This window comes from Streptoalloteichus tenebrarius, from assembly GCF_024171885.1.
GTDB lineage: Bacteria > Actinomycetota > Actinomycetes > Mycobacteriales > Pseudonocardiaceae > Streptoalloteichus > Streptoalloteichus tenebrarius.
Map to the genome: position 1 here is coordinate 89,017 of NZ_JAMTCP010000021.1, position 22,021 is coordinate 111,037.

Below are 22,021 nucleotides of genomic sequence, written 5' to 3' on the forward strand. Positions count from 1 at the left end.
TGGTGTGCCGGCCGCGGGGTGGGGTGGACTCAGGCGTCCTCGCGGGAACGGGTTTCTCCGTCCGCGCCGGTCCCCGCGTCCGCGGCCGGGGCGTCGGCGGCCTTCGGGGTCGCCGAAGGGTCCTCACCAACGGTAGCCGACGCCGCCCCCGGACCGGGGAGCCGTCCGCTGATGGTGGCCAGCACCGGGATGTGCCGGGCGCGCACCGAGGGCAGGGGCACCTCGGTCTCGTCGCGCAGCACGGCGCTCACGACGGAGCGCTCGGACAGCCGCAGCGAGACGATGTCGTCCCACCGCAGACGCCGGGTGCGGAACATCTCACGCACCACGATCTCGTCGGGGCGCACGACGGTGCGCACGCGCCACCACCACACGAGCAGCGCGAGCGGGACGAGGTAGACGACCTGGAGGCCGGGAGCGCCCCAGGCGACCGGCGTCACGCAGACCGCGAGGAAGAGGATGACGAACACGCCGATCGGGCTCACGCGGAACACCGCGTGCGGGGCGGGCCCGGCGGCGGGCTCCCGGGGCTCCCGCGCGGGCGCGCCAGGGGTGGCCTGGCCGGTGTCGGCCCCTGGCCCCGGCGCGGGCTGGCCGGCGGTGGCGTCGACCGCGCCGTTCCGGTGGCTCCGGCCGTGCGGGCCGACCGGGCCGGTCTGGCCGGTCTGACCGGCGGCCGGCGCGGCGCCGGGCGCCCCGTCGGCCCGGGGCCCGGTGGGGTCCTGCTGCGGAGTGGCGGCTTCGCTCACGTCCCGAATGGTCCCACCCATCCCGTTCACCGGTGACGTCGACCCGGCGGGCCAGTGGGCGGCGGCACACCCTGTCACCTGCCAGGATGGCGTCGGCGGTCCCCCGGATGTGTCCATTTCCTGGGACGATCGTTCCGCAGTGTTGACGCTCCGCCGGACGTGGGGCTAACGTCGGGGCCGTGCTGCGACTGACCGACCTCCTTCTCGTAATTTCCAGGCGCGTCGACGCCTAGGGATTACACGCAGCGTCGACGCGCCTGACCCTCGTACGGCCCACCTTCGGGCTGGCGAGGGTTTTTTCGTGCCCGGATCCCTTCCCCGACCCACGAAGGCAGCCCCCATGACCAGCGCCACCCCGCGTCCGGCCCCGGCGCCCAAGCCGGCCTCACCCGGGCCAGCCCACCCCCGGCCGGTGCCGCCCCGACCGACCCCGCCCAGCGGCGCCCCGGTCCGCGTGACCGGCGCGCAGTCCCTCGTCCGCTCCCTTGAGGCCGTCGGCTGCGACGTCGTGTTCGGGATCCCCGGCGGCGCGATCATGCCGGCCTACGACGCGCTCCTCGACTCCAGGGGCCTGCGGCACGTGCTGGTCCGCCACGAGCAGGGCGCCGGCCACGCCGCCACCGGGTACGCGCAGGCCACCGGCAGGGTCGGCGTCTGCGTGGCGACCTCGGGCCCCGGGGCGACCAACCTGGTCACCCCGCTCGCCGACGCGTACATGGACTCGGTCCCGGTGGTCGCCATCACCGGCCAGGTCGCGCAGTCGCTGATCGGCACCGACGGCTTCCAGGAAGCCGACATCTGCGGCATCACCATGCCGATCACCAAGCACAACTTCCTGGTCACCGACCCCGCCGACATCCCGCGCACCATCGCGGAGGCGTTCCACCTGGCCAGCACCGGCCGGCCCGGCCCCGTCCTGGTCGACATCCCCAAGGACGTGCAGCAGGCCGTCACCTCGTTCGTCTGGCCGCCGGAGATGCGCCTGCCCGGCTACCGGCCGACCACCCGCCCGCACGGCAAGCAGGTGCGGGAGGCCGCCCGGCTCATCGCCACCGCGCGCCGTCCCGTCCTCTACGTCGGCGGCGGCGTCCTCAAGGCCGACGCGGCGGCGGAGCTGCGGGAGCTGGCCGAGCTGACCGGCATCCCCGTGGTGACCACGCTGATGGCCAGGGGCGCCTTCCCCGACTCGCACCGGCAGCACCTGGGCATGCCGGGCATGCACGGCACCGTCGCCGCGGTCGCCGCGATGCAGCGTGCCGACCTGCTGGTCGCGCTCGGCGCGCGCTTCGACGACCGGGTCACCGGCAAGCTCGACTCCTTCGCCCCCGAGGCGACGGTCGTGCACGCCGACATCGACCCCGCCGAGATCTCCAAGAACCGCAGGGCCGACGTGCCGATCGTGGGCGACTGCAAGGAGGTCGTCGCCGAGCTGACCGAGGCGGTCAGGGCCGAGCTGGAGCGGACGGGCGCGCCCGACCTCGCCGAGTGGTGGGCGCAGCTCGACCACTGGCGGCAGACCTTCCCGCTGGGCTACGACTGGCCGGCCGACGGCACGCTGTCGCCGCAGTACGTCATCGAGCGGATCGGCGCGCTGGTCGGGCCCGACGCGGTCTACGCGGCCGGCGTCGGCCAGCACCAGATGTGGGCCGCGCAGTTCGTCCGGTACGAGAACCCGCGCAGCTTCGTCAACTCCGGCGGCCTGGGCACGATGGGCTTCGCCGTGCCGGGCGCGATGGGCGCCAAGGTCGGCCGGCCCGACCTCCCGGTGTGGGCCATCGACGGCGACGGCTGTTTCCAGATGACCAACCAGGAACTGGCCACCTGCGCCATCGAGAACATCCCGATCAAGGTCGCCGTCATCAACAACGGCAACCTGGGCATGGTCCGCCAGTGGCAGACCCTGTTCTACGACCAGCGCTACTCGCAGACCGACCTGGGCACCCACAAGCACCGCATCCCGGACTTCGTCCTGCTGGCCGAGGCGCTCGGCTGCGTCGGGCTGCGCGCCGAGTCGCGGGACGAGGTCGACGAGGTGGTCAGGAAGGCCATGGAGATCAACGACCGCCCGGTGGTCATCGACTTCGTCGTCGGCAAGGACGCCCAGGTGTGGCCGATGGTCGCGGCCGGCACCGGCAACGACGAGATCATGGCCGCCAGGGGCATCCGCCCGCTCTTCGACGACGCCGAGTGAGCGCCGGATGAGCGGCGACGCGACGCCCGGCGCGCGGGCGAGCAGCGAGACGAGGACGACGGGGGTGGGCGCGTGATGCGCAGGATCGGTCTGCTGGGCGGGATGAGCTGGGAGTCCACCGCCGTCTACTACCGCCTGCTCAACGAGGGCGCCCGCGAGCGGCTGGGTGGCCTGCACTCCGCCGACCTGGTGCTGAGGTCGGTGGACTTCGCCGACATCGCCGAGCTCCAGCACGCCTCCGCCTGGGAGGCGCTGGGCGCGACGTTGGCGGCCGAGGCCGCGGCGCTGGTCGCGGCGGGCGCCGAGGTGCTCGGCATCGCCACCAACACCATGCACCTCGTGGCCCCGCAGATCGCCGCCGCGGCGGGGATCCCGTTGGTGCACATCGTGGACGTGGTGGGGGAGGCCGCGCGGGCCAGGGGCGTCGACCGGGTCGCGGTGCTCGGCACGGAGTTCACGATGACCTCCTCGCTCTACACCGAGGGCATGGCGCGACACGGCGTCGAGGTCGTCGTCCCTGACGCGGGGGACCGCCGCGTGGTGCACGACGTGATCTACGACGAGCTGTGCCGGGGCGTGGTGCTCGACTCCTCCCGCCGGCGGTACGAGGAGATCGTGGCCAGGCTCGCCGACAGGGGCGCCCGCGCCGTCGTGCTCGGGTGCACCGAGATCTCCCTCCTCCTTGGACAGTCCGAAGTGGAGGGTGTCCCCGTGCTCGACTCGACCGCGTTGCACGCCACCGCCCTTCTCGACGCGGCCCTTCTCGACGCCGCGCTCCTCGACACCGCCGTGCCCGACCCGGCACCGGCGGCGCGCGTCGCCGCGCCGAGGCTCACCCCCGTCCCCGACCCGCTCGCCGAGACCCGACAGGAGCGCAGCGCATGAGCAAGCACACGCTGAGCGTGCTGGTGGAGAACAAGCCCGGCGTGCTGGCCAGGGTGGCCGGGCTGTTCTCCCGCCGCGGCTTCAACATCGAGTCGCTCGCGGTGGGGCCCACCGAGCACCCCGAGGTCTCCCGGATGACGATCGTCGTCTCGGTCGACGAGCTGCCGCTGGAGCAGGTGACCAAGCAGCTCAACAAGCTGGTGAACGTGATAAAGATCGTCGAGTTGGAGCGCGACACCTCGGTCCGGCGGGAGCTGCTGCTGGTCAAGGTCAGGGCCGACGCCACGGTGCGCAGCCAGGTGCTGGAGACGGTCCAGCTCTTCAGGGCCAAGGTCGTCGACGTCTCCCCCGAGGCGGTCACGGTCGAGGCCACCGGCACCCAGGACAAGCTCGACGCGCTGCTCCGCATGCTGGAGCCCTACGGCATCCGGGAGATGGTGCAGTCCGGCATGGTGGCCATCGGCCGAGGCGCCAGGTCCATCACCGCCACCGCAGTCCGCTGAGGCCCTCGCGGCATCGGTCGTCCACAACAAGTCCAGCAGAGAGAAGAGAGAGCACAACCCCATGCCAGCCGAAATCTTCTACGACGACGACGCAGACCTGTCGATCATCCAGGGCCGCACGGTGGCCGTGATCGGCTACGGCAGCCAGGGCCACGCGCACGCGCTGAGCCTGCGGGACTCCGGCGTCGACGTCCGGATCGGCCTGCCGGAGGGCTCGAAGTCGCGGCCGAAGGCGGAGGAGGAGGGCCTGCGGGTGGTCACCCCCGCCGAGGCCGCCGCCGAGGCCGACGTGATCATGATCCTCGCGCCGGACCACAAGCAGCGCGACCTGTTCGCCCAGGACGTCGCGCCCAACCTGAAGGACGGCGACGCGCTGTTCTTCGGGCACGGCCTGGCCATCCGGTACGGCCTGATCCAGCCGCCGGCCGGCGTGGACGTGGCCATGGTCGCCCCCAAGGGCCCCGGCCACCTGGTGCGCCGCCAGTTCGTCGACGGCAAGGGCGTGCCCTGCCTGGTCGCGGTGGAGCAGGACGCCACCGGCAAGGCCACCGCGCTCGCCCTGTCCTACGCCAAGGCGATCGGCGGCACGCGGGCCGGCGTCATCCGCACCACCTTCAAGGAGGAGACCGAGACCGACCTGTTCGGCGAGCAGGCGGTGCTCTGCGGCGGGGCGTCCGCCCTGGTGCAGGCCGGGTTCGAGGTGCTGACCGAGGCGGGCTACGCGCCGGAGGTGGCCTACTTCGAGTGCCTGCACGAGCTGAAGCTGATCGTCGACCTCATGTACGAGGGCGGCATCGCCCGGATGTTCTACTCCGTCTCCGACACCGCGGAGTACGGCGGCTACACCCGGGGTCGGCGCGTCGTCGACGAGCGGGTGAAGGAGGAGATGCGCCGGATCCTGGGCGAGATCCAGGACGGCTCCTTCGCCAAGGAGCTGGTGGCCGAGATGGACTCCGGCCGGGTGAACTTCACCCGCCACCGCGAGGAGCTGGCGGCGCACGGCATCGAGGAGGTCGGCCGGAAGCTGCGCGGCCTGATGTCGTGGGTGGACCGGCCGATCACCGAGACCGCCTGACCGGCGGCGGGACGGCCCGAGGGGGCGGCGGTGGATCACCGCCGCCCCCTCCGCGTCGTGCGCCACGGGAGGGGCCCGGTGTGACGGAACCCGTGTGACGGAACCGGAGACGTCCCAGGTGGGACGGGGTGTTCCCCCGGTGGATAGACTCACGGCCTCACGCAGGGGCACAGCGCGGTGACCCGTGTGATCGCGGGTCGGCCGCGCCCGGTGTCGAGCGCGCGCCCCCGCACCCGAGCGCACGCATCGCCTGATCCAGGAGCGAACCCGTGACCAACGCCAGCCGCCCCGTCGTCCTGATCGCCGAGAAGCTCGCGCCGTCGGTGCTCTCGGTGTTCGGGGACGAGGTCGAGGTCCGTCATGTCGACGGCACCGACCGACCGGCCCTGCTCACCGCGGTCGCCGAGGCCGACGCCCTGCTCGTCCGCTCGGCCACCCGGGTGGACGCCGAGGTGCTCGACGCCGGCAAGCGGCTCAAGGTCGTCGCCAGGGCGGGGGTGGGACTGGACAACGTCGAGGTGCCCGCCGCCACCGAGCGCGGCGTGATGGTGGTCAACGCCCCCACCTCCAACATCGTCTCCGCCGCCGAGCACGCGCTCGCGTTGCTGCTCGCGGTCGCCCGCCGGGTGCCGGCCGCCGACGCCAGCCTGCGCGCCGGCGAGTGGAAGCGCAGCGCCTACACCGGTGTGGAGCTGAACGGCAAGACCGTCGGCGTCGTCGGCCTCGGCAAGATCGGCCAGCTCTTCGCGCAGCGGATCGCCGCCTTCGGCACCACGGTCATCGCCTACGACCCGTACGTGTCGGCCGCGCGCGCCGCGCAGCTCGGCATCGAGCTGGTGAGCCTCGACGAGCTGCTGGAGCGGGCGGACGCGATCTCCATCCACCTGCCCAAGACCCCGGAGACGCTCGGCCTCATCGGCGCGGAGCAGCTCGCCCGCTGCCGGAAGGGCGTGCTGATCGTCAACGCCGCCAGGGGCGGGCTGGTCGACGAGGCCGCGCTGGCCGAGGCGGTGCGGTCCGGCCACGTGGGCGGCGCCGGGATCGACGTGTTCACGAAGGAGCCGTGCACCGACAGCCCGCTGTTCGGCCTGCCGAACGTGGTCGTCACCCCGCACCTGGGCGCGTCGACGGCCGAGGCCCAGGACAGGGCCGGCACCGACGTGGCCCGGTCGGTGCTGCTGGCCCTGCGGGGCGAGTTCGTGCCGGACGCGGTGAACGTGCAGAGCGGCGGCGTGGTCAACGAGGAGGTCCGCCCGTACCTGCCGCTGACCCAGAAGCTTGGCGCCGTGTTGTCCGCGCTGACCACGAAGCCGCCGGCCGCGGTGACCGTGGAGGTGCGTGGCGAGCTGTCCGACGAGGACGTGACGGTGCTGCCGCTGGCCGCCCTGCGCGGGGTGTTCTCCGGCGTGGTGGAGAACCAGGTCACCTTCGTCAACGCGCCGAGGCTGGCCGAGGACCTGGGCGTGAAGGTCGAGCTGCGCAAGGAGTCGGAGAGCGCCGACCACCGCAGCCTGGTCCGGCTGCGGGCCGTGCTGGCCGACGGCGAGACGCTGAGCGTGTCCGGCACCCTCACCGGCCCGCGCCAGGTCGAGAAGCTGGTGGAGATCAACGGGCGGCACTTCGACCTGCGGGCCGAGGGGCACGTGCTGCTGCTGGTCTACCCGGAGCGCCCCGCCGTGATGGGCACCGTGGGCACCCTGCTCGGCGAGGCCGGGGTCAACGTGGAGGCGGCGCAGATCAGTCAGACGACCGACCGGGCCGAGGCGATCATGTTGCTGCGGGTGGACCGGCCGGTGGCCGCCGGCGTGCTGGAGCCGATCGGCGCCGCGATCGGCGCGCGCACCGTGCGCGACCTCGCCTTCGACTGAGTCCCGCTCCCGGGATTCCCGCGTCACCCCGTGCCCGAGCGGCGCGGGGTGACGCGCGTCCGGGGACCGGGCCAACCGTTCGGAGCACGCGCGGGCGGGACGACGTGCCCTAACTTGGTGATCATGGGGGTCGGGGCCGGGCCGGACGACACGTCGGGCGGGCTCCTCGCGGCCCGCTGGCTGGCCGCGGTGGCCGCGGTCGTGACGGTGCTCGGGTTGTACGTCCTGCCGTGGTGGCCGGGGGAGAGCTTCCTGGAGTTCCGCGCCGGGTACCTGCTCGGCGGCGCCGACGGGCTTCCTCCGTGGTGGAGTTCCTTTCCCGCCAGCTACTTCTGCTTCGGGTTCGTGCCGCACACGGTCGCCGTGCTCGTGCCGCCGCTCGTGGTGGCCAGGGCGGACCGGTGGCGGCTGTTGTCGGCGCCCGCCCTGGTCGGCGCCCTCTGGCAGGTGCTGGCGGTCCGCGGCGCGCCCCTGGTCAACACGACCGGGGCGCCGTACCTGGGCGCCGTGGCGGGGATGCTGCTGGTGATCGCGTGGTGGCTCGGGCGGGTGGCGGCGCGGCCCGACGGTTGGGGGTTCTGACGCCCCGGAGGCCCGTGATCCGTCGCGGTTCTCCCTGACCCCCGCGACTCCCCGGGATCATGGACGGCCGTCGACGCGGTTGCCCCGTCGCCAGATTGCCGTGCCTGACGCGTTCGCCGCGCTCTTCAGGATTGACACGATCAGACCAATTCGGACGATGACCCGTTCCGGTCGTGGCGCGGATCGGGGCCGGATCACGGCACACCGCGTATCCAATATCGCGGTCATGTCGGCGTGATCACTCCAATGGAGCAGTACACGGTGGGGTGAGCCGCGTTAGGTTCCCGCACGAGGCCGGACCAGGTGCCGCGGAGGGCTCGGCACCGCGCCGGCGCTGCCCGGGTGTGGTGCGGATCCGCCGGCCGAGGGGGAGCGCGTGCCGGTTCGCGCGAGCGGACCGGCGGGCATGGTCGGAGACGGCCTCAGGTGAGGGCAGCAGTGAGTCGAACCCGAGGACCGGGGCACGGCGTCCGCCGGGCCGCGGCGCGCTCGGCCGCGGCCCTGTTCGCCGCGGTGCTGGCGACCGGGGTGACCGGAGTCGGCGTGGCGAGCGGCCAGGACGGCCGGGGCGATCTCGCCCCGTCGGTGCCGGCCGCCGGCGGCCTGCCGGCCAAGGCGCTCCAGGACAAGATCGCGCCCCGGCTGGCGGCCGCGCAGGGCAGGGTGACCGCGTTCGTCGAGCTGGAGAAGAAGCCGGCCGTCGACGCGTTCACCGAGAAGCAGGGCTCCGACAAGGAGCAGGCCAAGCAGGCCGCCAGGGAGGCCAAGCAGGACACCCAGCGCGCCGCCGAGAAGGTCGTCACCGAGCTGAAGGCCAAGGACGCCGGCGCGACGGAGACCTACCGCACCAGCAACGCCGTCCCGGGCGTCGTGGTCACCGCCGACGCCGACAAGGTGCGGACGTTGGCCGACCTGCCCGAGGTGCGGGCGGTGCACGCGGTCGTACCCAAGGAGCCCGGCAACGCCAACGCGGTCCAGCTCACGCGGACCCTGGCCGCCTGGCAGCAGACCGGCCGCCTCGGCGACGGGATCAGGGTCGGCGTCATCGACACCGGCATCGACTACACCCACGCGACGTTCGGCGGGCCCGGCACCAAGGCCGCCTACGACGCGATCGACCGCACCAAGGCCGACCCCTCGTACTTCCCGACGCCCAAGGTGGTCGGCGGCGTCGACCTCGCCGGCGACGACTACGACGGCAGCGGCAAGAGCGGACCGGCGGCGATGGTGCCCAAGCCCGACCCGAACCCGATGGACTGCCACAGCCACGGCACGCACGTCGCGGGCACGGCGGCCGGGCTCGGCGTCAACGCCGACGGCAGCACCTTCCGGGGCGACTACGACAAGCTGGACGACAAGCAGCTCAACGAGATGCGCATCGGGCCGGGCACCGCGCCCAAGGCCCTGCTCTACGCCATCAAGGTGTTCGGCTGCACCGGGTCCACCAACCTCACCGGCCAGGCGCTGGACTGGGCGCTCGACCCCGACGGCGACGGCGACTTCAGCGACCGCCTCGACGTCGTGAACCTGTCGCTGGGCCAGGACTACGGCGCTCCCGACGACCCGGACAGCCTGTTCGTGCGCAAGCTGGTCAAGCACGGCGTGCTCCCGGTGATCTCGGCGGGCAACGGCGGCGACCTGTACGACGTGGGCGGCTCGCCGGGCAGCACGCCCGAGGCGCTGACCGTGGCGAGCACGCGCGACTCGTTCGTCCTGCGGGACGGCGCCGAGGTGGTCGGCCCCGCCGACGTCGCCGGCGTGAAGGCCGGGCAGTACAGCCAGAACTACGCCGACTACGCCGGGCTGGAGCGCACCAAGCCGGTGGTCGGCCTGACCGATGAGTCCAACAAGGACGGTTGCCGCCCGTTCTCCTCGGCGGACAAGGCGGCCGTGGTGGGCCGGTTCGTCTGGCTGGAGTGGGACGACAACGACGCCAGCCGCCGCTGCGGTTCCGGGGTCAGGGCGGACAACGCCCAGGCCGCCGGCGCGGTCGGCGCGATCTTCTCGTCCTCTGTGGACAACTTCAACGCCGGGATCGGCGGCAACAAGGGCATTCCGGTGTTCCAGTTCACCGGCACGGCCACCAAGGCCCTGCGCCCCGCGCTGGCCGCCGGCACGCTCCAGGTGCGCATGGCCGGCGACCTCCGCACGAGCGTGAAGACGCACGCGCCGGAGATCTCGGACACGCCGAGCACGTTCACCTCGCGCGGCGTGCACCACAAGGTCGTCAAGCCGGACGTGGCCGCGCCCGGCGACACGATCGCCTCGGCCCTCGTCGGCAGCGGCAACGGCACGCTGGTGATCAGTGGCACGTCGATGGCCGCGCCGCACACCTCCGGCATCGCCGCGCTGGTGCGCCAGGCCCACCCTGACTGGACGCCGGAGGAGGTCAAGGCGGCGGTGATGAACACCGCCGGCGCGGACGTCCGCACCGGACCCAACGGGACGGTGCTCGCGCCGAACCGCGTGGGCGCCGGCCGGATCGACGCCAAGTCGGCCCTGGACAACCAGGTGCTGGCCATGGTGGAGGACGACCCTGGCGCGGTCAGCGTCTCGTTCGGCACGGTCGAGGTCTCGGGCAGGACGGAGATCAGCAAGACCGTGAAGGTCGTGAACAAGGGCGTCAACTCGGTCGAGCTGACCCCGAGCTTCCAGGCCGCCACGCAGATCCCCGGCGTCCGCTACGAGGTCTCCACCAGCTCCATCCGGCTCAGCCCGCGCGGCGTGGCCAAGGTGAAGCTGACGCTGAAGATCGACGATCCCGGCGCGCTGCGCAGGACCGTCGACCCGACCGTCCAGACGACGCAGCTCAACGTCGCTCGGCAGTTCCTGGCCGACGCCTCGGGCCGGCTGGTGCTGACCCCGAAGAACGGTTCGTCCACGCCGCTGCGCGTCCCGGTCTACGCCGCCCCGAAGCCCGTGGCGAAGATCAGCGCCGGTGACAGGGTGAAGTTCCACCGCGGCGACGCGCAGGCGGTGCTGAACCTCAAGGGGCGGGGGATCGACCAGGGGCAGGACGCCTCGGCCTACCGCTCGCTGGTGAGCGTCCTGGAGTTGCAGGGGACCTCCCCGCGGCTTCCGAAGTGCGACAAGAAGGTCACCAGCGACTGCACGCCGAACGACACCGCCAAGGGCGGCGACCTGCGGTACGTGGGCGCCACCTCGACCGCTCCGCTGGCCAGGGCCCAGGGCAAGGCCGACCAGGCCCTCCTCGCCTTCGGCATCGCCACGTGGGGCAACTGGTACAACGTCGGGTCCAACACCGTGCCCTACATCGACATCGACGTGAACGGCGACGGCAAGCCCGAGTTCGAGACCTTCGTCTCGAAGCCGAGCGGCACCGACGTGCTGGTCGCCTCCACGGTGGACCTGAACAAGCCGCTGCCCAACGGCGGGTTCCAGTCGGTCGACCTGCAACCGGTCAACGGCCAGTTCGGCGACGTCGACACGAACGTCTTCGACAGCGACGTCATCGTGCTGCCGGTGTCGCTCAAGGCGCTCGGGATCGACCCGAACGCCGCGTCGGCCCGGCTGTCGTACACCGTCGGCGTCTCCGGCTTCTACACCGGCCCTGCCGACAAGGACGGCGTGATCGACAAGCTCGACAAGCCGATGTCGTTCGACCCGCTCAAGCCGGGCCTGTGGGCGCAGGGCGGCGGCGACGCCGCACTGTCCTACGTGGCCAGGCCGGGCACCGCGCTGGTCGTCAACCGGGACGCCGGCTCGCTGGCGATGGACAGGGCGGACAAGCTGCTCGTCCTGCACCACCACAACGCCTCGGGCGACAGGGCCCAGGTCGTGTCGGTCGACGGCGCCCGCGCCTGGTCCGACGTGGACCTGGGCCGGGGCGCCGGGGACGGGCGTCACTCGTCCTGACGTCGAGGGGTCCGACGGACACCGGTGCCCGGGTCGGCTGACCGCCGGCCCGGGCACCGTCCTTCTCCGACCAGGTGACAGCGGGTGCCGGGGGCGGGCGGCGGTTCACGGTGGACCCCGGGGGCGCTTTGCCTTGCGGCGCCGGGCAGAATGCGCACTCCGACGGTCCGCGCTGTCCCATCCGGTCCAGCGCGGACGATGACGGCGGACCCGACGCGGCATCACCCGAACGGGTGTCCCGCAGATCGGGATAGATCAGTGTGGAGGCGTGTCCGCGCTGCGGATAGCGACGCGGCGGCGGGTAGCCTTCGCGCAAGTGGATGGGTTCCGATGGGTGGGACCTACAACCCGGGAGGTGTGTCGATGCGGCTCGCGGTGATCCCAGGTGACGGGATTGGACCCGAGGTGATCGCCGAGGCGCTCAAGGTGCTCGGTGAGGTCGTGCCGGATGCGGAGATCACCCGCTACGACCTCGGCGCGGCGCGGTGGCACGCCACCGGAGAGTTGCTGCCGGAGTCGGTGCTGGGGGAGCTGCGCCAGCACGACGCCATCCTGCTCGGCGCCGTCGGCGATCCCTCGGTGCCCAGCGGGATCCTGGAGCGCGGGCTGCTGCTGCGCCTGCGCTTCGAGCTGGACCACCACGTGAACCTGCGGCCGGCGCGGCTGTACCCGGGCGTGCGCAGCCCGATCGCCGACCCGCCGGAGATCGACATGCTGGTGGTGCGCGAGGGCACGGAGGGCCTCTACGCGGGCAACGGCGGCCTGCTGCGCAAGGACACCCCGCACGAGATCGCGACCGAGGTCAGCATCAACACCTCGTTCGGCGTCGAGCGGGTGGTGCGGGACGCGTTCCAGCGGGCGCAGGGCCGTCCGCGCCGGCACCTGACGCTGGTGCACAAGACCAACGTCCTCACCCACGCGGGCTCGCTGTGGTCCAGGGTGGTCGAGGAGGTCTCGCTCCAGTACCCGGACGTGACCGTGTCCTACCAGCACGTGGACGCCACGACGATCCACATGGTGACCGACCCCGGCCGGTTCGACGTGATCGTCACGGACAACCTGTTCGGCGACATCATCACCGACCTCGCGGCGGCGGTGACCGGCGGCATCGGGCTGGCGGCCTCGGGCAACCTGGACGTCACCCGGCGCAACCCGAGCATGTTCGAGCCGGTGCACGGCAGCGCCCCGGACATCGCGGGCCAGGGCGTCGCGGACCCGACGGCCGCGGTGCTGTCGGTCGCGCTGCTGCTGGACCACCTCGGCGAGCAGGAGGCGGCGCGGCGGATCGAGGCGGCGGTGGCCTTCGACCTGGCCACCCGCGACCACTCGGCGCCGGGCGCGACCTACGCGATCGGCGACCGCCTGGCGGCGCTGGTCTCCTCCAACACGCACCACCGCGCCGAGGTCTGATCCTCGCCGAGATCGTTCCTCCGTCCGGGGCCCCGACCACCCGTGGTCGGGGCCCCGGCGTTCCTCGGGCTTTCCCCGGCCTTTCCCCGGCCTTTCCCGGTGTGAGCCGGGCGGGGCGTCAGACGGTGAGCGGCTGACGGAGCCGGCTCGTGCTGAGCACGTCGTGGAAGTGCTCGGCGGCGGCATGCCCGAACCGTTCGTCATTGATGTGCGCGGCGATCTCGCACAGCTCCACGTGCGAGCCCGCCACGCCCGCGCGCAGCGCCTCGACCAGCGCGCGGTCCGCCTCGGGGTCGTGGAAGGGCTGGCCGGGAGCGTCGTAGGCGGACAGCCCGCCCAGCGGGACCAGGACCCGGACGGGGCCGGTGGCGGCGACCAGCTTCGCCGCGATCCGCCGGCCCAGCTCGGCCTGTTCGGCCGCGGTCAGCCGGACGACCGTCACGGTCGGGTTGTGCTCGTGGATCGTGCGGTGGCGCAGCCGCTCCGGGACCGTCTCCCTGGCGCCGAAGTTGACCATGTCCAGCGCGCCGAGGCTCACCACCTGGGGCAGCCCGGCCCGCCCCGCCGCCTCCAGCCGGCGCGGCCCCGCCGACAGCACGCCGCCCATCAGGTCGTCGGCCAGCTCGGTCGTGGTCAGGTCGAGCACGCCGGCCAGGAGGTCGCCGCCGGCCAGCTCCTCCAACGCCCTGCCCCCGGTCCCGTTGGCGTGGAACACCAGCACCTCGTACCCGAGTTCCTCCAGGCGCCGCCTGGCCGCGGTCACGCCCGGGGTGGTGACGCCGAACATCGTGGTGGCCACGAGCGGGCGGCGCTCGCCGCCCGACGCGGCCCGCGCGGCCTCGGCGCCCTCCCTGGCGCGGTAGGCGATCGCCATGCTCGCGGCCGCGCTCGCCGCGTTGCCGAGGATGCGCTCGGAGAACCGGTTGATCCCGGCGATGTCGAGCACGCTGTGCATCAGGGTCATGTCCGTCGAGCCGACGAACGGGGCGCAGTCGCCGGCGGCCATCGTGGAGACGAGCAGCTTGGGGACGCCGACGGGCAGGGCCCGCATCGCCGTGCTGGCGATCACCGAGCCGCAGGAGCCGCCCAGGGACAGCGCGGCGTGCAGGCGTCCCTCCGCGTGCAGTCGGCGCAGCGTCTGGGCCGCGCCTTCGGCCATCGCTCTCACCGCGGCGTTCCGGTCGCCACGGGCGCGGAGCGCCGCCAGGTCGTGCCCGGCCGCCGCCGCGACCTCCGCGCGGTCGATGTCCGCGCGCACGAGGGGCGCGCCCATCACCCCGCTGTCGACGAGGACGGTCTCGCAGCCCGCCGCGCGGACCCGCTCCGCGAGCCAGGCGAACTCCGTCCCCTTGGTGTCCAACGTCCCGACAAGCACAACAGTGGTCATCTCAGTCCTCCGGTCCCACCCACCACATCGGCCACAGGCTGCCGAGGCCGGAGCACCCGGCCCAGCCTCCTCGCGGGTGGAACCGGGCGCGGGTCGACCACGCTCCGCGATCATCGGCGGTGGGAGGCGGGGCGCCTGATGATCACGCCGTGTTCCAGGGACTGGGATCACTCGTCCGTGAATTGGTACGAGGCGGAGGGCTGTGGCAGCATCGGGGACGTGGCTCGCTCCAGCGTGATCATCATTGGCTGGCGCGTCGGGTGAATGATCCGGGCACCGGTGCCCGTGACCCCCGACGCGCAGACCTCTCGCATCCGCGGGGGGTCTTTTTGTTTTCCCGCCCGACCTTCCCGTCCCTTCCCGTCCCCCTCCGCCACCCCAACCCCCTCTCCGAGGCCGCAGCCCTCCCAGACCGCCCCGACCGCTCCAGGGAGACCACCGTGAACCGCCCCACCGCCCCGACCGGCACCCCGCTCGGCGACTCGTTCCACGTCTACGACACGACGCTCAGGGACGGCGCGCAGCGCGAGGGCATCTCCTACTCCGTGACCGACAAGCTGGCCGTGGCCCGGTTGCTGGACTCCCTGGGCGTCGGGTTCATCGAGGGCGGCTGGCCGGGCGCGCTGCCCAAGGACACCGAGTTCTTCGCCCGCGCCGCCGAGGGCGAGCTGGAGCTGCGGCACGCGGCGCTGGTCGCCTTCGGCTCCACCCGCAGGCCCGGCGTCGCCGCGGCCGACGACCCGCAGGTGCGGGCGTTGCTCGACTCGCGGGCCCCGGTCGTGACGCTGGTGGCGAAGTCGGACCGCCGGCACGTCGAACGCGCCCTGCGCACCGACGTGGCCGAGGCAGCGGCGATGGTCTCCGACACCGTGCGGCTGCTCGTCTCCGAGGGTCGGCGTGTCTTCCTCGACGCCGAGCACTTCTTCGACGGCTACGCCTTCGACCCCGACTGCGCGCTGCGGGTGTTGCAGTCCGGTGTGGACGCCGGAGCCGACGTCGTGGTGCTGTGCGACACCAACGGGGGGCAGCTCCCGCTCCAGATCGCGGAGACCGTCGCCGAGGTCGTGGCCCGCACCGGCTTCCGCGTCGGCATCCACTGCCAGGACGACACGGCCTGCGCCGTGGCCAACACGGTCGCGGCGGTGCAGGCCGGCGCCACGCACGTCCAGTGCACGGCGAACGGCTACGGCGAGCGCACCGGCAACGCCGACCTGTTCGCCGTCGTCGGCAACCTCGTGACCAAGCTCGGCATGCCCGTGCTGCCGGCGGAGTCGCTGCCCGAACTCACCCGCGTCTCGCACGCCCTCGCCGAGATCGCGAACCTCGCGCCCGACACCCACCAGGCCTACGTCGGGTCGTCGGCCTTCGCCCACAAGGCGGGGCTGCACGCGAGCGCGATCAAGGTGGACCCGGAGCTGTACAACCACGTCGATCCGGCCACCGTCGGCAACGGGATGCGGGTTCTCGTCACCGAGATGGCCGGCCGGGCCAGCCTGGAGCTGAAGGGGCGTGAGCTCGGGCTGGACCTGGCCGGCCGACCCGACGCGGTCGGCAGGGCCGTGCGCAGGGTCAAGGAGCTGGAGGCGCGCGGCTGGTCCTTCGAGGCGGCCGACGCGTCGCTGGAGTTGTTGCTGCGCCGGGAGCTGGAGGAGTCCGAGACGGAGGCCCCGTTCTCGCTGGAGTCCTACCGCGTGGTGCTCGACCACCGCGCCGACGGCGAGGTGGTCTCCGAGGCGACGGTCCGGCTGCGGGTCGCGGGGGAGCGGATCATCGCCACCGCCGAGGGCAACGGCCCGGTGCACGCGTTGGACGCGGCGCTGCGCAAGGCGTTGGAGCCGGCGATGCCGTGGCTGTCCAGCGTGGAGCTGGCCGACTACAAGGTCAGGATCCTCGTCGAGCACCCGGGAACCGACGCGGTGACCAGGGTCCTGGTGCAGTCCAGCGACGGCGAGCGGGAGTGGACCACGGTCGGCGTCCACGGCAACATCGTCGAGGCGAGCTGGCTCGCCCTGTGCGACGCGCTGGTCTACAAGGCGCTGGCCGTGCGGGAGTTGGTGGGCTGAGCCGCCGGGGGAACGCCCCTGGTCGGGCCGGGCGGCGTGCGGCGCTGCCCGGCCGCCGCGGGGCGGCCGCGGGGCCGCTGTGGGGACGTCACCCGGCGGGGCGGACACTTCCGGCGGGCGTCGCGGCCGCTGGGTTACCGTTTTCGGCGTCCCCTCAGGCTCACCAGACCACAGGAGCGTCCGTGCGCATCGCCCGCATCGTCCACCCCGAAGGCATCGCGTTCGCGGCCATCCAAGGCGAGCCCGGCGCCGCGCTGGACGACCAGGTCGCGTCGGAGATCGCCGAGCACCCGTTCGGCACGGTGACCTTCACCGGGCGCGCCTGGAAGCTGGCCGACGTCCGGCTGCTGGCCCCGATCCTGCCGTCCAAGGTGGTCTGCGTCGGTAAGAACTACGCCGACCACGCCGAGGAGATGGGCGGCGTCGCCCCGGCCGACCCGGTCATCTTCCTCAAGCCGCCCACCGCCGTGGTCGGCCCGAACGCCGAGATCAAGCTGCCGGCCAACTCCACGAGGGTGGACTACGAGGGCGAGCTGGCCGTGGTGATCGGCCGGCCCTGCCGGGACGTGCCCGCGGAGCGCGCCGCCCAGATGGTGCTGGGCTACACGGTCGCCAACGACGTGACCGCCCGCGACCAGCAGCAGGCCGACGGCCAGTGGGCCAGGGCCAAGGGCTACGACACGTTCTGCCCGCTCGGGCCGTGGATCGACACCACCGTCGACCCCGCCGACCTGGCCATCCGCACCGAGCTGGACGGGCAGGTGCGGCAGGACGCCCGCACCTCGCGGCTGATCCACGACGTGCCCCGGCTCATCGAGTGGGTCTCCTCGGTGATGACGTTGCTGCCCGGCGACGTCATCCTCACCGGCACCCCGGCGGGCGTGGGCCCGGTGCGGCCCGGCCAGACCGTGTCGGTCACCGTCGAGGGCATCGGCACCCTGAGCAACCCGGTGGGCCTGCGGTCCTGAGACGCCGGACCGGTCCTGAGACGCCGGACCCGAACGGGGTCGGACCTCGGGTCCCGGCCGGAGGGACGACTGGACACCCGACCGGACGGACGACGCCCCCGGCACGCGCGCGTGCCGGGGGCGTTCGCGTGCCCCCGTCAGCCACCCACTCGACTGGGGGTGCGGCGGGCGAAGTCCGGGGCGTGTTCCGGCATGAGCCCGATGGCCACGAGGTAGGCGGGGACCGCCTGCAACCACGGGAAGCGTTGCAGCGCCCGGACGGCGCGGGGCGGCCGCGTCCGCCCGACGACACTGCTCCGGCCGGTCAACGCCCTGGTGAGCACGTTCCTGTGGATCAGCCGCTGGATGCCCTGCGTCACGGCCGTGGGCAGCCACCGGCGCAGTCGCACCCTCGCCAGGTCCCGCCGGCTGACCCGCCCCTGCCGCAGCGGCCCGACGAGGAACCGGGCGGCGGCGACCGCGTCCTGCACCGCCAGGTTGATCCCCACCCCTCCGATGGGCGACATGGCGTGCGCGGCGTCGCCGACGCACAGGAGCCCGTCGGTGTGCCACCGGGGCAGCCGGTCCAGCCGCACGTCGAGCAGCTTCACGTCGTCCCAGGACCGGACGTGGTCGATCCGGTCGGCCAGCCAGGGGATCAGGTCGACGACCCTCCTCCGGAACGCCTCGATCCCCTCGGCCCTGAGCACGGCGTCGCTGCCCTTCCTGATCAGGAACGCGCACTGGAAGTAGTCGCCGCGGTCGATGAGCGCCAGGAAGCACCCGCCGCCGAAGCGCCCGCCGACGCCGGTCAGCTCGCCCTCGTGCCGGGGCAGCCGGAACCACCACACGTCCATCGGCACGCCGAACTCCCTGGCCCGCAGGCCCGCCGCCGCCCGCAGCGCCGAGCGCCGCCCGTCGCAGGCGACCACGAGGTCGGTGCGCAGCTCGCCGCCGCCCCCGTCCGCGGTGCGGTAGCGGACGCCGGCCACCCGGCCGTGCTCCCACACCAGGCCGGTCGCCTCGGTGTTCATCCGCAGCGCGAAGTGGGGCTCGGCCGCGCCGGCCCTGGCCAGCAGGTCGAGGAAGTCCCACTGCGGGACGAACGCCATGTGCCTGTGGGGCCCTGGCAGCCGCCGCAGGTCGGCGAGCTGGACCGGGCCGCTGTCGAGGATCACGCCCGCCTGCTCGACCAGCCGGTGCGGCATCCGCGCGAACTCCGGGCCCAGCCCCAGCTCGTCGAGCAGGGTGAGGGTCGAGGCGTGCACCGTGTCGCCCCGGAAGTCGCGCAGGAAGTCGCCGTGCTTCTCCAGCACCACGACGTCGACCCCGCCCCTGGCCAGCAGCAGGGCCAGGACCATTCCGGCTGGCCCGCCGCCCACCACGCAGACCCTGGTGCGCTCCGTCGTCGACATCGCCACCACCCTCTTTTCAACGCCGGTTGAATAACCTCAGGATGCGCCTGCACCGCCACTCGGTCAAGCCCCGCGGGGACGGATACGCTGACCGGGCCATGAGCACGCCAGACGCCACCAGCAAGGTCCGGGTCCGCTTCTGCCCGTCGCCGACCGGGACGCCGCATGTCGGACTGATCCGCACCGCACTGTTCAACTGGGCCTACGCCCGCCACACCGGCGGCGACTTCGTCTTCCGCATCGAGGACACCGACGCCGCGCGCGACTCCGAGGAGTCCTACGCCGCGCTGCTCGACGCGCTGCGGTGGCTCGGCCTGGACTGGGACGAGGGCCCCGAGGTCGGCGGCCCGCACGCGCCGTACCGGCAGAGCCAGCGCCGGGAGATCTACGCCGACGTGGTCGCGAAGCTGGTCGAGGCCGGCGAGGTCTACGAGTCCTTCTCCACCCCGGAGGAGGTCGAGGCCCGGCACCGCGCCGCCGGCCGTGACCCCAAGCTGGGCTACGACAACTTCGACCGCACGCACACCGACGAGCAGAAGGCCGCCTTCCGCGCCGAGGGCCGCGAGCCCGTGCTGCGGCTGCGCATGCCCGACCACGACATCACGTTCACCGACCTCATCCGCGGCGAGATCACCTTCCGCGCCGGCAGCGTGCCGGACCCGGTGCTGGTCCGCGCCAACGGCGACCCGCTCTACACCCTGGTGAACCCGGTCGACGACGCGCTCATGCGCATCACGCACGTGCTGCGGGGCGAGGACCTGCTGCCGTCCACCCCGAGGCAGATCGCGCTCTACGAGGCGCTGCGGCGGGTCGGCGTCGCCGAGTTCACCCCCCACTTCGGACACATGCCCTACGTGATGGGCGAGGGCAACAAGAAGCTGTCCAAGCGGGACCCCCAGTCCAACCTGTTCCTCTACCGGGAGCGCGGGTTCCTGCCCGAGGGCCTGCTCAACTACCTGGCCCTGCTCGGCTGGTCGATCGCCGACGACCGCGACGTCTTCTCCCTGGCCGAGATGACCGAGGTCTTCGACATCGGCAGGGTGAGCGCGAACCCGGCCCGTTTCGACCTCAAGAAGGCCGAGGCCATCAACGCCGCCCACCTGAGGGCGCTGCCGGCGGAGGACTTCGTGGAGCGGGTCCTGCCCCACCTGCGCGCGGCCGGGGTGCTGCCGGCCGAGGTCGACGACGAGCAGCGCGCCGTGCTGACCGCGATCGCCCCCATGGTGCAGGAGCGCTGCGTCGTGCTGGGCGACGCGGCGGGAATGGTCGGCTTCCTGTTCGCCGACGAGGAGACGTTCGCCCCGGAGCCGGACGCGGCAGCCAAGATGCTCGGGGCCGACGCCGAGCCCGTCCTGCGGGCGTCGGTGGACGCGTTGGGCGGCCTGTCCGAGTGGACCGCCGCCGCCATCGAGGAGGCGCTCAAGGGCGCACTCGTGGACGGGCTGGGGCTCAAGCCCCGCAAGGCGTTCGGCCCGGTGCGCGTCGCCGTCACCGGACGGACCGTGTCCCCGCCGTTGTACGAGTCGATGGAACTGTTGGGCAGGGAGCGTTCGCTCGGCCGGCTCGGTCGCGCGCTGGCGTCGGTGAGCGCGCGCGCTTGACCGTGTCAGTGGCGCATTTATCACCTTGTCAGCCGAATCGAGCACAAGGGGTGCGCGCCTAGCCTCGCTTGGTGACATCCGCTTTAGCGACTGACGTCCCCGAAAGAACGACGACGACCCCGATCCGCGCCGTTTGCCTCGATATCGACGACACCCTCGTCGATTACGGGCAGGCGGCGCGGACGGCTTTGGTGGCGCTCGCCGGACGCGACGACGCGTGGCCGTTGTGGGAACGCGCCAACGCACGCCACTTCGCGCGCCTGCTCGCCGGCGAGATCGACTACGAGACCATGCGCAGGGACCGCGCCCGCGCCTTCTACCGCGATCTGGGCGAACGCCTCGACGACGGCGAGATCGCCGAACGCGAGGCCCGGCGCCAGGTCGTCATGGAACGCTCCTGGAGCGTCTACGCCGACGTCCTGCCCTGCCTCGACTGGCTGCGCGCCGCCGGCCTGCGCGTCGCCGCCGTGACCAACGCCTCCGGCGCCCACCAGCGCGCCAAGCTCGACGCGCTGGGGCTGTCCGACTTCTTCGACCACGTCGCCATCGCCGGCGAGATCCGCGCGGCCAAGCCGGACCCTGTGATCTTCCACACGACCTGCCTCGCCCTCGGGGTCGACCCGGGGGAGGCGGTGCACGTCGGCGACCGGCTCGACCTCGACGCCGTGGGCGCCAGGGACGCGGGGCTGCACGGAGTGTGGCTGAACCGCGACGGGAAGCGGACCCCGCCGCCGCCCGGCGTGTCCGTCATCACGAGCCTCGCGGAGCTGCCGGGGCTGTTGGTCTGTGACATGGCGTGGGAACAGGCGGTCGCCGTCCCCCCGGCGCGCCGGTGACCCGGCCCCCGACCCCGTCCGTCGCCCCCCACGTTTGCCCAGCTAGAGCGCGGGTGAGGGGGTCGATTAGGCATCGGCCCCCAACGTGGGCTAGTATTCCTTCACGTCGGGCGGACAGCGGACCGAAACCCGGGACGATGGCCGACGCCGATGGGGTATGGTGTAATTGGCAGCACGACGGATTCTGGCTCCGTTAGTCTAGGTTCGAGTCCTGGTACCCCAGCTAGGAGAGACCGAATCGATGTGGTACGGTTTCTCCACCACAAAAGAACAAGGCCCCGTCGTCTAGCGGCCTAGGACGCCGCCCTCTCAAGGCGGTAGCGCGGGTTCAAATCCCGTCGGGGCTACAGGGGTGGGAGGGGTGTGTTCCTTTCGGAACATGCCCCTTTCGCCGTTATTTTGGGGGGCCGAGCCCCCCATGCCCCCCACGAACTGCTGGTTGCTTTTTTCTTCTTGTCTTTCTTCTTCGCTTTCTTGGCTTGGCGGTGCTTTCGTGGGGTGGTGGAGTCGGGGGCTCCTGGCTTCGCCGGAGCTGTTCGAGCCACTCACCTTGAGCCCGCCACCCCCCAGCCCCTCACCCCGGCCTTTCACATCGCTGACGATCGCCGTACGCCGGTCGCCAAGCCGGTCGCC

The 22,021-nt window shown here is 72.7% G+C and carries 15 protein-coding genes and 2 tRNA genes; 14 read left to right on the plus strand and 3 right to left on the minus strand.

Annotation, left to right across the window (positions count from 1 at the left end; genetic code table 11):
- Positions 1-29 precede the first annotated feature (29 nt).
- The gene (locus LX15_RS18275; protein WP_253670824.1) at positions 30-749 is read right to left on the minus strand and encodes a PH domain-containing protein; all 720 of its coding nucleotides are present in this window, start codon (positions 747-749) and stop codon (positions 30-32) included.
- 340 nt (positions 750-1,089) lie between these two features.
- On the opposite strand from LX15_RS18275, the gene LX15_RS18280 reads away from it, so the two are divergent.
- The 8 genes from LX15_RS18280 to LX15_RS18315 all read left to right on the plus strand — a co-directional run bounded on the left by LX15_RS18280 (position 1,090) and on the right by LX15_RS18315 (position 13,139).
- Entirely contained in the window at positions 1,090-2,940 is a 1,851-nt protein-coding gene (locus LX15_RS18280; protein WP_253670825.1) for an acetolactate synthase large subunit, read from the plus strand.
- Positions 2,941-3,015: 75 nt separating this feature from the next.
- Positions 3,016-3,825, plus strand: coding sequence for an aspartate/glutamate racemase family protein (locus LX15_RS18285; RefSeq protein WP_253670826.1), 810 nt, complete (start codon positions 3,016-3,018; stop codon positions 3,823-3,825).
- Positions 3,822-4,328 (plus strand): acetolactate synthase small subunit, encoded by a 507-nt coding sequence (gene ilvN, locus LX15_RS18290; protein WP_253670827.1) that lies wholly within the window; start codon positions 3,822-3,824, stop codon positions 4,326-4,328. Before LX15_RS18285 ends, ilvN begins: the two co-directional genes overlap by 4 nt.
- A 61-nt stretch (positions 4,329-4,389) precedes the next feature.
- Positions 4,390-5,403 carry a ketol-acid reductoisomerase gene (ilvC, locus tag LX15_RS18295; RefSeq protein ID WP_253670828.1) on the plus strand — a complete coding sequence of 338 codons (1,014 nt, stop codon included), beginning with the start codon at positions 4,390-4,392 and terminating at the stop codon, positions 5,401-5,403.
- Between the two features lie 269 nt (positions 5,404-5,672).
- Complete coding sequence (serA, locus tag LX15_RS18300; protein ID WP_253670829.1) at positions 5,673-7,271, plus strand: phosphoglycerate dehydrogenase; 1,599 nt, start codon at positions 5,673-5,675, stop codon at positions 7,269-7,271.
- A 123-nt stretch (positions 7,272-7,394) separates the two neighbouring features.
- Positions 7,395-7,853, plus strand: coding sequence for a hypothetical protein (locus LX15_RS18305; protein WP_253670830.1), 459 nt, complete (start codon positions 7,395-7,397; stop codon positions 7,851-7,853).
- Positions 7,854-8,291: 438 nt separating this feature from the next.
- A complete protein-coding gene (locus LX15_RS18310) occupies positions 8,292-11,729 on the plus strand; it encodes a S8 family peptidase (RefSeq protein WP_253670831.1) in 3,438 nt (1,145 codons plus the stop codon).
- A gap of 363 nt (positions 11,730-12,092) precedes the next feature.
- Complete coding sequence (locus LX15_RS18315) at positions 12,093-13,139, plus strand: 3-isopropylmalate dehydrogenase (protein WP_253670832.1); 1,047 nt, start codon at positions 12,093-12,095, stop codon at positions 13,137-13,139.
- A 118-nt stretch (positions 13,140-13,257) separates the two neighbouring features.
- Here the strand turns inward: LX15_RS18315 and LX15_RS18320 are convergent, their stop codons facing one another.
- On the minus strand, positions 13,258-14,526 hold the full coding sequence (locus tag LX15_RS18320) for a Tm-1-like ATP-binding domain-containing protein (RefSeq protein ID WP_253670833.1): 1,269 nt from the start codon (positions 14,524-14,526) through the stop codon (positions 13,258-13,260).
- A gap of 440 nt (positions 14,527-14,966) precedes the next feature.
- On the opposite strand from LX15_RS18320, the gene cimA reads away from it, so the two are divergent.
- On the plus strand, positions 14,967-16,589 hold the full coding sequence (gene cimA, locus LX15_RS18325; RefSeq protein WP_253670834.1) for a citramalate synthase: 1,623 nt from the start codon (positions 14,967-14,969) through the stop codon (positions 16,587-16,589).
- Between the two features lie 182 nt (positions 16,590-16,771).
- A complete protein-coding gene (locus LX15_RS18330) occupies positions 16,772-17,557 on the plus strand; it encodes a fumarylacetoacetate hydrolase family protein (RefSeq protein WP_253670835.1) in 786 nt (261 codons plus the stop codon).
- Positions 17,558-17,694: 137 nt separating this feature from the next.
- Here the strand turns inward: LX15_RS18330 and LX15_RS18335 are convergent, their stop codons facing one another.
- The gene (locus tag LX15_RS18335) at positions 17,695-18,951 is read right to left on the minus strand and encodes an FAD-dependent oxidoreductase (protein ID WP_253670836.1); all 1,257 of its coding nucleotides are present in this window, start codon (positions 18,949-18,951) and stop codon (positions 17,695-17,697) included.
- Positions 18,952-19,049: 98 nt separating this feature from the next.
- Between LX15_RS18335 and gltX the strand changes: the two genes are divergently transcribed.
- The 4 genes from gltX to LX15_RS18355 all read left to right on the plus strand — a co-directional run bounded on the left by gltX (position 19,050) and on the right by LX15_RS18355 (position 21,735).
- Positions 19,050-20,552, plus strand: coding sequence for a glutamate--tRNA ligase (gltX, locus tag LX15_RS18340; RefSeq protein ID WP_253670837.1), 1,503 nt, complete (start codon positions 19,050-19,052; stop codon positions 20,550-20,552).
- A 71-nt stretch (positions 20,553-20,623) separates the two neighbouring features.
- Positions 20,624-21,388, plus strand: coding sequence for an HAD family hydrolase (locus tag LX15_RS18345; protein ID WP_253670838.1), 765 nt, complete (start codon positions 20,624-20,626; stop codon positions 21,386-21,388).
- Between the two features lie 151 nt (positions 21,389-21,539).
- Positions 21,540-21,611, plus strand: a tRNA-Gln gene (locus LX15_RS18350).
- Positions 21,612-21,662: 51 nt separating this feature from the next.
- A tRNA-Glu gene (locus LX15_RS18355) sits at positions 21,663-21,735 on the plus strand.
- Positions 21,736-22,021 lie beyond the last annotated feature (286 nt).